The sequence below is a fragment of the Ardenticatenales bacterium genome (assembly GCA_020634515.1).
In the GTDB taxonomy this organism is placed as follows: domain Bacteria; phylum Chloroflexota; class Anaerolineae; order Promineifilales; family Promineifilaceae; genus JAGVTM01.
This window is the reverse complement of record JACKBL010000003.1, coordinates 400,315-415,403: the sequence shown is the minus strand read 5'-3', so window position 1 is coordinate 415,403 and position 15,089 is coordinate 400,315. Positions and strand designations below refer to the sequence as shown.

Annotated in this window: 10 protein-coding genes; 9 read left to right on the top strand and 1 reads right to left on the bottom strand. The window is 57.2% G+C overall.

What is annotated here, in order from left to right:
- Positions 1-209 precede the first annotated feature (209 nt).
- The 6 genes from H6650_10545 to H6650_10520 all read left to right on the top strand — a co-directional run bounded on the left by H6650_10545 (position 210) and on the right by H6650_10520 (position 8,003).
- Positions 210-1,772 (top strand): LCP family protein, encoded by a 1,563-nt coding sequence (locus H6650_10545; protein MCB8952441.1) that lies wholly within the window; start codon positions 210-212, stop codon positions 1,770-1,772.
- A 350-nt stretch (positions 1,773-2,122) separates the two neighbouring features.
- Entirely contained in the window at positions 2,123-3,451 is a 1,329-nt protein-coding gene (locus H6650_10540) for an MFS transporter (GenBank protein ID MCB8952440.1), read from the top strand.
- A gap of 321 nt (positions 3,452-3,772) precedes the next feature.
- Positions 3,773-4,285, top strand: coding sequence for a thioredoxin family protein (locus H6650_10535; GenBank protein ID MCB8952439.1), 513 nt, complete (start codon positions 3,773-3,775; stop codon positions 4,283-4,285).
- Between the two features lie 43 nt (positions 4,286-4,328).
- On the top strand, positions 4,329-5,264 hold the full coding sequence (locus tag H6650_10530; protein MCB8952438.1) for a hypothetical protein: 936 nt from the start codon (positions 4,329-4,331) through the stop codon (positions 5,262-5,264).
- Positions 5,265-5,492: 228 nt separating this feature from the next.
- Positions 5,493-5,987, top strand: a complete 495-nt coding sequence (locus H6650_10525; GenBank protein MCB8952437.1) for a flavin reductase family protein — start codon at positions 5,493-5,495, stop codon at positions 5,985-5,987.
- 360 nt (positions 5,988-6,347) lie between these two features.
- Positions 6,348-8,003, top strand: a complete 1,656-nt coding sequence (locus H6650_10520) for an NAD-dependent malic enzyme (GenBank protein MCB8952436.1) — start codon at positions 6,348-6,350, stop codon at positions 8,001-8,003.
- Positions 8,004-8,135: 132 nt separating this feature from the next.
- On the opposite strand, the gene H6650_10515 is transcribed toward H6650_10520, so the two are convergent.
- Positions 8,136-8,687 carry a PadR family transcriptional regulator gene (locus tag H6650_10515; protein ID MCB8952435.1) on the bottom strand — a complete coding sequence of 184 codons (552 nt, stop codon included), beginning with the start codon at positions 8,685-8,687 and terminating at the stop codon, positions 8,136-8,138.
- Between the two features lie 137 nt (positions 8,688-8,824).
- On the opposite strand from H6650_10515, the gene H6650_10510 reads away from it, so the two are divergent.
- From H6650_10510 to H6650_10500, 3 genes are all read left to right on the top strand, one after another.
- Positions 8,825-10,714 carry an alpha/beta fold hydrolase gene (locus H6650_10510; protein MCB8952434.1) on the top strand — a complete coding sequence of 630 codons (1,890 nt, stop codon included), beginning with the start codon at positions 8,825-8,827 and terminating at the stop codon, positions 10,712-10,714.
- A 1,082-nt stretch (positions 10,715-11,796) separates the two neighbouring features.
- The gene (locus H6650_10505) at positions 11,797-13,092 is read left to right on the top strand and encodes a glycosyltransferase family 1 protein (protein MCB8952433.1); all 1,296 of its coding nucleotides are present in this window, start codon (positions 11,797-11,799) and stop codon (positions 13,090-13,092) included.
- Between the two features lie 396 nt (positions 13,093-13,488).
- Positions 13,489-15,063, top strand: a complete 1,575-nt coding sequence (locus H6650_10500) for a methionine--tRNA ligase (protein ID MCB8952432.1) — start codon at positions 13,489-13,491, stop codon at positions 15,061-15,063.
- The last annotated feature ends 26 nt before the right edge of the window (positions 15,064-15,089 follow it).

The following is a 15,089-nucleotide window of genomic DNA, read 5'->3' as shown; positions in this document are numbered from 1 at the left end:
ACAAGATAAGCCTGATGTTGACCCGTTATCCCAGGCCACAGATGATTGACTGCCACAGCTATCTTGATAGCCGCTATCTTGATAGCCGCTATCTTGATAGCCGCTATCTTGATAGCCGCTATCTTGATAGCCGCTATCATAGATAGCTTTCCGATGAAAACATGAAGTTGCTTTCGGATGGCACTAACGCCATTGCCACGCCCAGACATATGATGAATTGGACCCTTCGCCGCCTGCTTTGCTCTGTCGTCTGGCTCTTCCTTCTGGCTGCTCCGCCGCTTGTTGCCTGCCAATCTTCCCGCCCAATGGGTGCGCAAAGAGTGGCGGGTGTACCCACCCTCGTGCCGACTGCCCGGGCAATGACCGAAACGCCGCCCCCGTCGCCTCGCTTCACCATGACGCCTACCCCGCCCTTGACCGTCACGCCCGGTCCTTCTGGCACACCCACCCGCACTGCCGCGCCGACACGCACCCCGGTTCCCTCTCCCACGCCCACGGAAACGCCCACACCCGTGCCGCCGTGGCTATCTACCATTGCCGTGGACACGCCGCGCCCCAACGCCACCGATTCACGCGAACTGCCCATTCCCACGGCGGTTCCTACCTACGAGTTGCCCGATGGCGCAATCAACATCCTGCTGCTGGGTAACGACACTCCCCTTAGCTCCGGCGCCTCCAATACGGATACTATTTTGATCGTTTCCGTCAACGTCAGGAACAAGACAGCCGCCATGCTCTCCCTTCCCCGCGATCTTTACGTTTATGTTCCTGGCTGGCGCATGGCGAACATCAATCAGGCCCTCTCACATGGCGATGCCGTCGGCTACCCGACGGGGGCCATTGGCCAGGTCAAAGACACCATCCTCTACAATTTTGGCGTACCGGTTCATTATTTTGCCCAGATTGACTTCGCCGGTTTCCGGCAAGTTGTGGACGCATTGGGGGGGGTGGACATTGCCGTGGGTTGTTCGCTGACGGATTGGCGGCTCAAATCGCCTGATCTGAATGTGAATGTGGAGGAAAACTGGGAGATGTTTACGCTGGAGCAGGGCGTTTACCATATGGATGGCGACCTGGCTTTATGGTATGCGCGCTCGCGCAAGACGACGAGCGATTTTGACCGCAACCGCCGCCAGCAGCAGATTTTGCACGCGCTCCTGAATAAGGGGGTTGATCTCAATTTGCTCGAAGATATACCTGCCCTGTGGGAAACCTATCGGGATTCGGTGCGGACGGACCTGGACATTGGTCGTATTTTACAGTTCGCCACCATTGCCTCGTCTATTCGCGAAAATGGTATTGAGCATTTGCACCTTCTGCCGGAGGACATGATTATTTGGCGTCCTCCGACTTACCAGCAGGATGTGTTTTTGGTTAACTGGGACACGACACAGACGGTCGTGCAGCGGTTGTTCACCCTCTCCAGCCTCAATCGGTCCAACCGCGTGCCTGTTTACGTGGAGTTGCTCAACCACACGGGCAATCCGGACATGGCGCTGCTGGCGGCGGACAATCTTGCCTGGCAGGGATTTATTCCCATCATCAACCCGGAGGAAGGATCGGTTGATGATTATACGGAAGTGACTTATTATGCCAGTTCTTTCAAGGGTTCCTATGACTGGCTGCTGAGTTGGGTACTGGACCAGGAATCATCTACTTTTCTCTTGAATCAAGACGATGATGCTTATCCCTATAATTACCGGGTGGTCTTGGGCGCGGATTTTAATCCCTGCCGCCGCCAGCAGTATGCTCCCCGCGAGAATTTGCCGTAGGAGAATGCCGGCATTCTCCCCCTCACCCCACCATCATCCCCCCAATTGTCTGATTCCATGCAAAAAGTGCGGCGCGCGCGTATAATCACGCCGCGTGCGAAGTAGTCGGCTGCCGCGCCGCTGCTCTCATTTTGTGCTAATTCTAATTCGTGCCAACCAGATTCCGTATCATCTTCCCGGAAATCGATCTTCCGGGAAGATTCGGACAAATCCGCCTCATGTCAAGACCCCCTTCCCGGAAGCTGTTTTGACGTCAACGAACATTGAGCTTCCGGGAAGATTCAGGCAGATCTGCCTCATGATCGCCGTCCAGGTCGCGCTGGACGCACTTTCGCAGGAGGGATGATTGTATGAATGACAGGCGTGAGATATTGGGATGGACGATGTACGACTGGGCTAATTCAGCCTTCAGTACAACCGTCGTCACGGCGTTGTTAGGTCCGTACATTTTGGCGCTGGCGGAGGCCAGCAGTACCCCGCTGGTTCTGCTGGGCCTGCGGATCGAGCCGGCGGCTATTTATCCTTTTTCGGTCTCATTATCCGTTTTGCTGCAAGTTTTATTTCTGCCGCTTTTGGGGACGGTGGCGGACTATACCAACCTGAAGAAGCGCATGATGATGACGTTCGCCTACGCCGGCGCCGCGGCGACGATTCTGCTGTTCTTCGTGAAGGCGGATATGCCGCTCTTTGGCACGAATGGGGCCGTGCTGGTGGGCAGCATCCTCTTTATTGTGGCGAATCTCTCTTTTGGCGCGGCCATTGTCTTTTACAATGCGTTTTTGCCGGACATCACCACGCCGGATCAGCGGGATGCGGTCAGTTCGCGCGGTTTTGCCTATGGGTATTTGGGCGGCGGCTTGCTGCTGCTGCTGAACCTGGGTTTGTTGGCGATGATGGAGGATACGGCGTTGGCAGTGCGTATCAGTCTGGCAAGTGCCGGCATTTGGTGGCTCCTCTTCACCATCATCTTCCCTCAAAAACGCCTCGTCCAACGCGACCCCGCCCGCCAGCTCCCCGAAGGCGAAAACCTGCTCACCCACGGCATCAAACAAATCTACCACACCCTCAGCGAAATGCGGCGCAAATACCCCGCCACCCTGCGCTACCTCATCGCCTACCTCATCTACAACGACGGCATCCAGACCGTCATCGTCGTCGCCGCCGCCTACGCCAGCGACGAACTCAAAGTCGAAGCCCAAACCATCCTGCTTCTCGTCCTCATGATCCAGTTCGTCGCCTTTGGCGGCGCGCTCCTCTTCGGCTACATGGCGCGGCGCATAGGCGCGAAGCGGTCCATCATCATCAGCCTCGTCCTCTGGTCCGCCGTCGTCATCTATGCCTTTGCCTTCCTCACCAATACCGTCCAACTTTTCATCCTCGGCGTCGTCATCGCTACCGTCCTCGGTGGCTCCCAGGCGCTCAGCCGCTCCCTTTTCTCCCAAATGATCCCTCCCGACCAGGAATCGGAATACTTCGGCTTCTACGAAATCAGCGAACGAGGCACTTCCTGGATTGGTCCGCTCGTTTTTGGCCTGGCAGTGCAAATCTTCGGCCAACAGCGACCGGCCATCATCTCCCTGATCATCTTCTTCATCGTTGGCCTGTTGCTGCTCAGCCGCGTGGACGTGCGCAAAGCGATCCTGGACGCCGGGCACGATCCCACGGGCGTGGTGTTGTAGAGGTATGAGGTATGAGGTATGAGGTATGAGGTATGAGGTATGAGGGATGAGGGATGAGGGATGAGGGATGAGGTATGAGGTATGAGGGATGAGGTATGAGGGATGAGGTATGAGGGTTTAGTTGGTTAGTGGTGGGTTGGGTGCGAGCCTGGATGCTCGCCACTCGCAAACTCGCCACTCGCAAACTCGCCACTCGCCACTCGCCACTCGCCACTCGCCACTCGCCACTCGCCACTCGCCACTCGCCACTCGCCACTCGCCACTCGCCACTCGCCACTCGCCACTCGCCACTCGCCGCTCGCCAACCCGCAAACCGCAAAAATGCTGCAAATCGCCAATCGTTTTTCCTTCTTGCTCTTTGTTCTGCCCACCGTCGTGATCGGCATCATCCTGCTGCTGCGCACCCGGCGTACGCCACCACGCCTGGCCGTCGTAGGGCTGATTATGCTGGCGTTAGCATCGGGGTACTTTCTGCTGCGTCCGGGCGCGGGTACGGCCCCGCCGGACGAACTGGGAGTGCTGCTGGTGCAGCCGGTCAGCCGCCCCGTGCTGCTGGAGATATTCTCCAACTACTGCGTCGGCTGCCTGCGCGCCGAGCCTGTGGTTGACGGTCTGCGCCAGGAGTGGGGCGATGCCGTGGAGGTGGTGCGGCTAAACATCAACGAACCCCGCGCCGCCGAGGTGGCAACCCGTTTCAACTTCCAATTTACGCCCACCTTTATCCTGTTCACGGCGGATGGACAGGAGGTGTGGCGGCAAGTGGGGGGCATTGACCCGGCCGCGGTGCGCAGCGTGGTTGATGCGCTGCTGCAAAATGGCGGAGGCGAAACATGAGTTTGTATCAGGACGACCGACGTGCGGAGGTAAGTGCGGCGGTATGAACGGTAAATCGGTGCTGCTGTTCTTCATGGATGGCGTAGGCATGGGCAGCGATGACGCGGATGCCAATCCGTTTGTGACGGCGCGGATGCCCCGCCTGCGGGAATTGCTCGGCGCGGATTGGTTCCTGGCGGGACGCGGACGGATCACCACGCCCCGCGCCAGCCTCATCCCCACGGATGCCAATCTGAACATGCCGCGTAGCCCGCAGAGCGCCACGGGGCAGGCCACCATCCTCACGGGGCGCAACGTGAGCGCCCTTATCGGCCAGCATTATGGCCCCAAGCCGGACAGCCAGATCACGGCCATCATCGCGGAGGGGACGCTGTTTCATGAGGTCGTGAAGACGGGGGGGCGGGCAGCCTTAATCACGCCTTACCCGGAACGCTTCTTCGAGGGCATCAGTAGTGGTTTGCGCTTGCTTTCCGCCGTGCCGCTGGCGGCCACCAGCGCGGGATTGTCGTTGATGACGGTGGATGATTTGCGCGCGGGGCGAGCGGTTAGCCCGGACTTTACAGGGCAGGCGTGGCGTGACTTCCTCGGCTACGACGATGTGCCCCTCCTTAGCCTGAACGGGGCAGGGCGGCGCATCGCGCAAATAGCGCGCCAATATCAGTTTTGCTTCTTCGAACATTGGCCTACTGACCATCGTGGCCATCGCGGTTCATTGGCGGAGGCGCGGCAGCATTTGGAGATGGTGGACGGGGCGATCGGTGGCATCCTCGATGGCTGGGCGGAGGCGGGAGATGAGGGCATGGTGATCATCACCAGTGATCATGGTAACATTGAAGACAAGACGCATCGTCAGCACACGCTCAATCCCGTGCCCACGATCCTGGTGGGCCGGGGGCATGCGGAGATGGCGGACCTCGTTCATGATTTGAGCGATATTGCCACGATTGTGCGGCGGGTGCTGGCATTGGACGCGGATTGACGTGGAGGAGCGGATTTTTTCGGGTCTTTTGGGTCTCGCGGGGTTTTCGGCCGGTCACACTGAATGAACAGGAAAACGGGCGGTCCGTCTTTATCCGCGTCTTCTCCCATTTACTCATTTGCGGTACCTGCTAAGCCAGATTGGCCCCATTTTCTCTGGTGAAAATGGCTATTGAGCGCGTGAAATGGGTCCAATCTCCAGAATGCGAAGGATCACTGAAGGCTGTTTATGTTGGTAGACTCTTTCGATTTTCGTGATGCGCTGCGCCATTTTCCTTCCGGCGTGACCATCGTCACTATCAAATGCGGTGAAATCGTTCATGGTCTCACCGTTTCCGCTTTCGCTTCTATTTCTCCAACGCCGCCGTTGATCATGGTGGCGATTGACCACAAACATACGGCTTTCTCTTTGCTGGAGACGCCGGGAGCCGTCTTTGCCGTGAACATTTTGCACGAGGACCAGGCCCCGCTCTCGGATCGTTTTGCCTGGATGCCGGAAGAGACACGCTTTGACGGGGGCGAATGGACCACGGCGGCGACGGGCGCGCCGATTTTGGCGAATGCGCTGGCCTGGCTGGATTGTACGATTTACGCGACGTATGTTGCCGGCACGCACAACATCTACGTGGGCGAAGTCATCAGCAGCGGCGTGCCCCGTCCCGATGCGCCCCCGCTCGTCTACTGGAACCGTGGCTATCGCCACCTGGCAACAGAACGCGACTAGACGCGGAAGGACGAGAGCTACATTCGTCCGTATCTATTCAGCCTGGAGATCTTCCCGGAAGCTCAATGTGAAGCCAAAACGCCTCATCGTTCAAATCATTTGGCATCAAAATAGCTTCCGGGAAGGTGGTCGTAGTCACATTCGTCCTTCGTCATTCATCCTTCGTCATTCATCCCTTCCCGCGAATACCTGACAAAACTCACGTGCCAGACGTGACGTTCTAATATATCGTCTGCTCTCCCCCCGTCTTATAATCAGGCGCAGTTGCTTATGAAGGCAACTGGAGTCATGTGCTGGCCACAAGATGTCGGTTGGCACTATGTCTCTGATTCTTTCTTACATTTCACGGAGAGCACTCCCATGTCCGCTAAAGTTGAACAACTGTCTGAACTGCCACACGGGGTGGACCTGCTGCATAATCCACTCTTGAACCAGGGAACCGCTTTCACGGAGGCGGAACGCGATCAACTAGGGCTGCGCGGCCTGCTGCCGCCCCGCGTTATTCCCATGGAGATGCAGGCGTGGCGCATTCTGGAGAATTTCCGCCAGAAGAAGTCTGACCTGGAAAAATATGTTTACATGATTGACCTGGAGGATCGAAACGAAACGCTTTTCTACCGTGTGATCATCGACAATCTGGAAGAGATGATGCCCATCATCTATACACCCACGGTGGGGAAGGCGTGCCAGGAGTATGGGCACATTTTCCGCCGCCCGCGCGGGCTGTACATTTCTATTAAGGATCGGGGTCGCGTGGCGCAAATACTGGAGAACTGGCCTTTTGATGATGTGCGCGTGATTGTGGTCACGGATGGGGAACGTATTTTGGGGTTGGGCGACCTGGGCGCGAATGGGATGGGGATTCCGGTGGGCAAGCTGTCGTTGTATACGGCTTGTGCCGGCATTCATCCCGCCACCACCTTGCCCATCACCATCGACGTCGGAACCAACAACAAAGAACTGCTGGACGATCCTCTCTACATCGGCCTCGGTCAGCATCGCGTGCGTGGCGCGGAGTACGACGCCCTCATTGACGAATTCGTGCAGGCCGTACGGCGGCGCTTCCCCCATGCCCTGATCCAGTTTGAAGATTTCGCCAACATGAACGCCTTCCGCCTGCTGCAACACTATCGCCATCAGGCGTGTGCGTTCAACGACGACATCCAGGGGACGGCCGCCGTCACGCTGGCGGGGCTGTTGTCGGCTTTGCGGCTCACGGGCGGCAACCTGGCGGACCAGAAGATTCTCTTCCTGGGCGCGGGCGAGGCGGGGATCGGGATTGCGGATTTGATTGTGTCGGCGATGGTCGATGCCGGCATTCCCGAAGAAGTCGCGCGCTGGCAATGCTGGTTCGTGGACTCCCGCGGCCTCGTCGTCAAAAGCCGCGCCGACCTGGCCCCCCACAAGCGCCCCTACGCCCACGAACACCCGCCCGTGTCTGACCTCCTCTCCGCCGTTGAAGCCCTGCACCCCACCGCCCTCATTGGCGTCTCCGGGCAGCCGGCTACCTTCACCCAACCCGTTGTCGAAACCATGGCGGCCCTCAACGAACGACCCATCATCTTTGCCCTCTCCAACCCCACCGCCAACTCCGAATGCACCGCCGCCCAGGCGTACACCTGGAGCCAGGGCAAAGCCATCTTCGCCAGCGGCAGCCCCTTCCCCACTTTCACTCTGGGCAACCAGACCTTCGTTCCTGGTCAAGGGAATAACGCTTACATCTTTCCCGGCGTCGGGCTTGGCGTGGTTGTTTCCGCGGCGCGCCACGTGAGCGACGAAATGTTCCACGCCGCCGCCAAAACCCTGGCCGCTCTCGTCTCCGAAAGCGACCTGGACAAAGGGCGCATCTACCCCTCGCTCAAGCGCATCCGCGAGGTCTCCCTGGCTATCGCCGTGGCCGTGGCCGAGGTGGCTTACGAGCAGGACCTGGCTGCCGCTCCCCGCCCCGCCGATCTCGTGGCCGCCGTTCAGGCGATCATGTACGAGCCTGTCTACAAAAATTATTCAGCGGGGTAGGTGACTGCGCGCCAGGATCGGCGTTTCTGATCGGATACTTGACTGGACGCGGTGGCTTGAATGCCGGCATGAGATCTGCCAGGTTTGCTTGCAAGACGCCCTCTTGCGGGAAAACCCGGCAGGTCTTTTGTTTTATGGCGCCATTTTTAAGATGCGAATGGTATTTTCCACCCACTCGATCTCAAACTGGTAGCGGCGGATACCGTATTCCAACGAGAACATCTCCCGTATCATCCCCTGCCGTAGCGCATCCGCGGGGAGAGGTACGGGCATATGCAGCGATGCCGCCCGCCGCTGCAATTCCTTTATCTCCATCCCCAGTTCCGCCAGCCGAACCTCCAGCACACGCAGTTGTTGCGCCACGGTGATGGCATCGCTGAAATGTAACTGCGCCAGGAAAGCATTGTTTGTTCCTGATGTTTTTCCCGGTTCAGCCAGCCAATCTCGCAGTTCTTGCCTTCCCGCATCCGTCAGCGAATAAACCTTCTTGTTCGGGCTGTCCTCCTGAATAACAACCTCAAACGCCACCCATCCTTTCTTCTGCATTTCGCTCAGGGAGCGATAAATACGGCTGGTGTCCGCTTCCCAGAAGAAGTGGATGACCATCTCTAATTCTTTCTTCAAATCGTAGCCAGACTTCGGTTCTTTCCGCAGCATACCCAAAATAATATGTGGTAGGGACATTGGTGATTTCCTCTTGACAGGTGGACCGCTCCTGTGTACTATATGCGCATGTCTATATTTGCGGACGCAGATAGATGCGCGCACAAGTATTCTACCACTCTTCGTCTGAAAGGGCAATCACTGTTGTGGAGGTTGAGATGAACAAGTTCTTCTGGTTGGCGCTCGTCGGCGCGTTTTTTGCGCTCACGCTCGGTCCCGTGGTGGTGAAACAGGTGTCTCCCGCGGAAGCGCGTTCCTACGATGGCGCGCATCTGGCCGATCTGCAATACACGGAGGTTTCGTTTCGTAATGAGGCGCAAGATTTGAATCTTGCCGGCATGTTATTCATTCCTGAAGGCGTGGGACCCTTCCCCGCTGTCGTCGTCATACACGGTGCCAATACCAGCGTCCGCGACAACATCTGGTATCTGACCATGACGCAGTACCTGCAAGAGAATGGCGTCGCCGTCCTCCTGCCCGACAAACGCGGGTCCGAGAAATCCGAAGGCAATTGGCGCACTTCCAGCTACGAAGACCTGGCAACCGACACGCTTGCGGCCATTGACTTTATGCGCAATCAGCAACTCGTCCGCGTCTCTCAGTTAGGCATTATCGGCATGAGCCAGGGCGGGCAAATATCGCCCCTGGTTGCCGTCCAATCGCCCGATGTTGCTTTCCTCGTAGCCGTGGTGGGCACATCGCTCTCCAGCTATGACGTGTTGCATTACGAAGAAGTCAACAACCTGCGAGAAATCGGTTTCTTGCCCGGCATTGCCGACCTGATTGCCTATCCTTCCACCTACGTACTGCGGAAATTCCGACAGCGGGATTTCTGGGACGCGGTGGGCAACTTTGATGGCCTGCCATACTGGCAAAAACTCTCGATCCCGGCCCAGGTGATGTATGGCAGCGCGGATCCCAACGTTCCCGCTGCCGCCAGCCAGGCGCGGCTGGAAGCGCTGCGCAAGGACAACATCCGCGTGATCGTCTACGAAGGCTCGGAACACGCGCTGCAAGACCCGCCGGGAGAAGGCAATAGCATCTTTCGCACCGCCGCGCTGCAAGACCTCCTCGATTTCATCACGACAGTCGTTCCCGCGCCTTCCGTCACCTTTGCCGCCCCTGATTTTGTCTTCCAGGGTGACGATCCATCAATGCCCATCCTCGCGCATTCGCCATCGCCGGACATGGCCGATCTGTACATCAATCCGGGGGCGATTCTGTTTCACGATGGTCAGTTCCATATGTTTTGCAACAGCTTTACCGGTTGGCCCGGCGTGATCAAAGTCGGTTATGCCACATCCCCGGATGGCTATCATTGGCGACTGGCGCAAGACGCACCCGTTTTCAGCACGGATCAGATTCCCTTTGGCAATGGCATGGCGGACATTTCCTCCGTCGTTGTTCTGGACGATGGAACGTGGGTAATGTATTTCCATACATTGGGCACTGGCGAGATAGGACGTGCCGTTGCCACCTCGCCCTTTGGCCCCTGGACAGCGAACCCACAACCCGTGCTGACGCCTGGCCCGCGGGGGGCGTGGGACCACGGCGGCTTACGTTGGCCCAGCGTGATCCGGGATGGAAACGCATTTTTCATGTACTACGGCGGGCAAACCATTGGCGTGTATGGCATTGGCGCGGCCACGTCCCCCGATGGCATTCATTGGCGGAAATACAATGATCCGGCCACCACGGAAGAGGCTTTTGCGGAGAGCGATCCTGTCCTCATACCGGAGGTGGAGTGGGAATCTATCAAAGCGGATCGCCCGCACGTGACTCGCTCCGCTGATGGCTTTGTCATGTTGTACCAGGCAGGCGTATCCCTGAACACGCGCGGGTTGGCTATCAGCGATGATGGCCTGCACTGGCACAAGTATGCTGACAATCCGGTTATCACCCAGAGTATGTTCCCCGTCGCCAATGGTAAAACGTGGGATGCCACGCTGCTGTATCACGATGATGTGTACTATTACGTCATGGAAATTGGGACGCTAAGCGGGACGGATCTGTATCTGGCGACTCATCAAGGTGCACTGCGGCGGTGAGAGGAGAGGGGAAACATCATCTTGATTGTAATTCTCCAGAAGTGACGCACTTTTGCGGCGCGCTGAGTCAAGAAAATGGCGTTCAGAAGTGCGTCACACCTCGGGAGGGCGGATAGTTGCGGCGCGGATTTTGCGCACGACACAGATTGTATTTTGCCCCTGCTGATTCCTGTTCTGTCTTCGAAGGAAAAACCTCATGCCGAATTATCAATTCAAAAAAGGAGTGTTTTTTGTCAAGGGCGCGCGCCGTGGTGCCATTCTGGACACCAACACTGAAATTGTAAAGCCAACTGGTCATTGAGAACTGAAAGAATTCAAAGAGTGTGACCTTCACAATCAAACAGGAACTGAAGATGAAAGAGCTTGAATTGTTGTTAGAAGACGAACCTGAGATCATCTGCGTATCTTCCCATCATACGGACTACGAGTCTATGGCTTGTTCGCCGGAGAGGGTCCCATCTATGGCTTGTTCGCCTCAAAGAGAAACTTTTCCAAGTTGTTCTCCGGAGCGGTGAAAGAGGTTCATGCCTGCCACACGGTTTGCGCAGTTGTGTCTCGTGTATCAATTATGGCCGGCTCCGCAGTCCATTTTCGTCTCTATGGATGTGGGCCTGCCAGGTTTCCTCGCGAAATAGGCCCGTAAGCAAGCAAAATATGGGCATGTCTTGCTCGAGAAGCTGGAGATTGAACGGCCACCGTCGTTTGTAGCTGCCAGACTTTGGCGTTTTTGGAGTGGAGGCTTCAGCCGGCCCACATGCGTGGGTTGACCCGGCTAAAGCCTCAACTCCGATCACCATCTATGGACTTCGCCAGACTCGAAAGCTGTATATGTCAGTCGAGGGCTGAGTTTGTCAAAGCCCGGCTCCCTTCGACAAACGCAACCAACGCTGCCACGATCTATTGGAATGACGCCTGCGCTGCCCAAATGGTCTGATTACTGACCTCTCGCCAAACAGCAAACCAAAAATGCAACGATACAGTTCTACATAATTGTGATAATTGGGTACACTTATCGGCGTTTAGAGACGTAACACGCGGGATATGCTCAGTCATCCCATTCCGTATGCTGAAAGGCGGCCAATATGAGAGTTTTTATTCTAACGGCTGGTTCGCGGGGTGATGTCCAACCTTACGTGGCCTTGGGCAAAGGACTCATAGCGGCAGGGCACGCTGCTACGTTGTGTACTTGTTCCAGTTTCGAGCCGTTTATCACCCAACATGGCATCGCCTATGGGTACATGAATAACGACTTCATCAAGCTCGTTGATTCAGAAGCGGGACGAGAAGCCATGGAAGGCGGGGCCAATGCCATCAATTTAGTCAAGTCCATGATTAAATTGATGAAAGAGTCCAAATCCCTGAACCGAGAGATGATGAAAGATGCCTGGATCGCCGCGCAGGAGGCGGAACCGGACATCATCATTTTCCACCCAAAAGCCCTGGCAGGTTCGCATATCGCGGAGAAATTGCGTGTTCCTGCCATCCTGGCGGTTCCCGTGCCTGTTCTTGTGCCGACGGGAGAATTTCCGGCAGTGGGCTTCCCCGATCTGAAACTGGGAAGCGGGTTTAATAAGCTGTCATATGCGATATTGCACAGGGGATATCACAATTATGACGATGTCGTAAACGAATTTCGGCAGGACGTTTTGGGCCTGGGCAAATATCCAAAATCAACAACACCGATGCAAATGGCCGACGGCAGTCCGATACCAGTTCTTCACGCATATAGTGAACACGTTTGGTCGCGGCCACATGACTGGCCGGAAACAGCCCATGTAACCGGCTACTGGTTTTTAGACCGGACAGAGGAGTGGAAACCACCAAAAAGGTTGGAGATCTTCCTTGAAGCGGGGGAACCGCCGGTTTATGTTGGTTTTGGCAGCATGGCCGGACGCGACCCGGAACGGATAGCGAATATGGTTGTGAAGGCTTTGCAAAGAGCCAGGCTGCGCGGCATTATGGCTACGGGGTGGGGTGGATTGTCGGCGATTGATTTGCCGGCAACAATCTACCAGATTGAGAAAGTTCCCCACGACTGGCTGTTTCCCAGAGTTGGCGCAGTCGTGCATCACGGTGGCGCGGGAACGACGGCGGCGGGACTAAGGGCAGGAAAACCATCGGTCATTTGCCCATTCATTATCGACCAGCCGCTATGGGGGGCAAGCGTGCATTCGCTTGGTGCTGGTCCCAAACCCATCCCGCAAAAAAAGCTAACCGTTGATAATCTGACACAAGCCCTTGAGGAAGCGACATCCAATCCTTCCATTCGAGAAAGAGCCGAACAGGTTGGCAGGAAAATCAGCAGTGAAAATGGGATTGCGAGCGCCATCACTCTTATTGAGAACTTCGCCAAGAATGCGCGGGCATCAAGCGTCTGACAGTCCCGTGCTCCCGATTTGTGCCCACGGCAGCGGGGCGAATCGGACGATTTTATGGTCGGGTGTGACGCCGCCGCCGGGGGGCGCTGGCCTGCGCGAATTCAAGCAGGTGCGTGAAAACGCACGAATACGGGCTGATTCTGGCGGCAAAAGACCAACGTTTTCTTGACAACTTGCCCCAGGACTGGGTATCATTTGGCTGCGATGATGAATCAGGTTGCTCCCTCTTCACTTAATATGATGCGCATGGGTCCATTCACACCCATGCGCCCAGCCGCCTGAGTCGTTCGCGTTTTTTATCTGTTAGAAAAGGCCGCCCGCATGGGCGGCCTTTTTTGTTTTCTCTCCACGGCAACCGGCAACCAACAACTGACCCCACTCAACTGGAAAGCGCTCATGAACAACACCATCCCCTGGACTATCACAACGGCAATTCCCTACGTCAACGCTCGCCCGCATCTTGGCTTTGCCCTGGAAATCGTGTTGACCGATGCCCTGGCCCGCTTTCAACGCCTGCGCGGGCGGGATGTCTGGTTTCTCACGGGCACGGACGAAAACAGTCTGAAAAACGTGCAGGCTGCCGCCGAGGAAGGTATTCCCACACAGGCGCTGGTGGACCGCAACGCGGCAGCTTTCTACGATTTGCGAGAGGCGCTAAACCTCTCTTTTGACGACTTCATCCGCACCAGCGTGGACCCGCGCCACCTGGCGGGCGCGGCCCGTTTGTGGCGTGCCTGCGCCGATCATGGCGACATCTACAAGCAGACCTACGGCGGCCTTTACTGCGTGGGCTGCGAGACGTTTTACACGGAAAAGGAACTGTGGCAGGGGCTTTGCCCGGAGCATCTCACCGCGCCGGAGTGGGTGGAGGAGGAAAACTACTTTTTTCGCCTTTCCCGCTATGAGGAAACGCTGCTGGCGCTGATCGAATCGGGCCAACTGCGAATTGAGCCGAACCGCCGTCAAAATGAGGTGCTCAACTTTATTCGCCAGGGTCTGCGGGATTTTAGCATTTCCCGTAGCGTCAACCGCGCCCGCGGTTGGGGCATCCCGGTTCCTGACGATCCCACGCAGGTGATGTACGTCTGGTTTGACGCCCTGGGCAATTACATCACCGCCCTGGATTATGCCACGGAAAGCGCCCACTATCGTCGCCGTTGGTTGGAGTGCCCTGACCGCATTCACGTCATTGGCAAGGGGATCATTCGCTTTCACGCGGTGTACTGGCCGGCGATGCTGCTCAGCGCGGGCGTGCCGTTGCCTACGACGATTTTCGTGCATGGTTACGTGAACGTGGATGGTCAGAAGATCGGCAAAAGCCTGGGCAATGCCATTGATCCGGTAGCTTTGGTAAACGAGTATGGCGTGGATAGTGTGCGCTACTACCTGCTGCGAGAGATTCGGGCGGTGGATGATGGGGATTTTACGCCGGCGCGCTTCGTCCAGGCGCATAATGGGGACCTGGCGGATCGGCTGGGCAACCTGCTGAATCGGGTGATGCGCATGATAGGACGGTATGAGCATGGGGTGATTCCCGCGCCCGACCCGGCGGTGCGGGGGGAGGCGGATGCACGCCTGATCATGACGGCCCGGCAGATGCCGGCACTAATTGAATCAGCCATGTCGCAATTCCTGCCGCACGATGCCCTGGGCGCGATTTGGGGCTTGGTGGCGGCGGGAAACCGGTACGTGGATGAGATGGCGCCGTGGGTGTTGGCGGGACGACGCCGGGCAGGGGACGCGGAAGCCGCCGCCCTTCTGTCCACCACCCTCTACAATCTTGCGGAAGCGCTGCGCCTGATAGCGTATCTTTGCCAGCCCTTTCTCCCGCACACCGCCGCCGCCATCGCCGCGCAGCTTAACGTCTCCCTGGAAGGCGCATGGGCAGAGGCGACCGCCTGGGGTGGTTTGCCGCCGGGTCGCTCCGTGCAACCCGGTCCGGTATTGTTTCCCAAGCTGCCCGAGGCGTAACCGCCGGTCGTCGCGCAGGCAAGAAG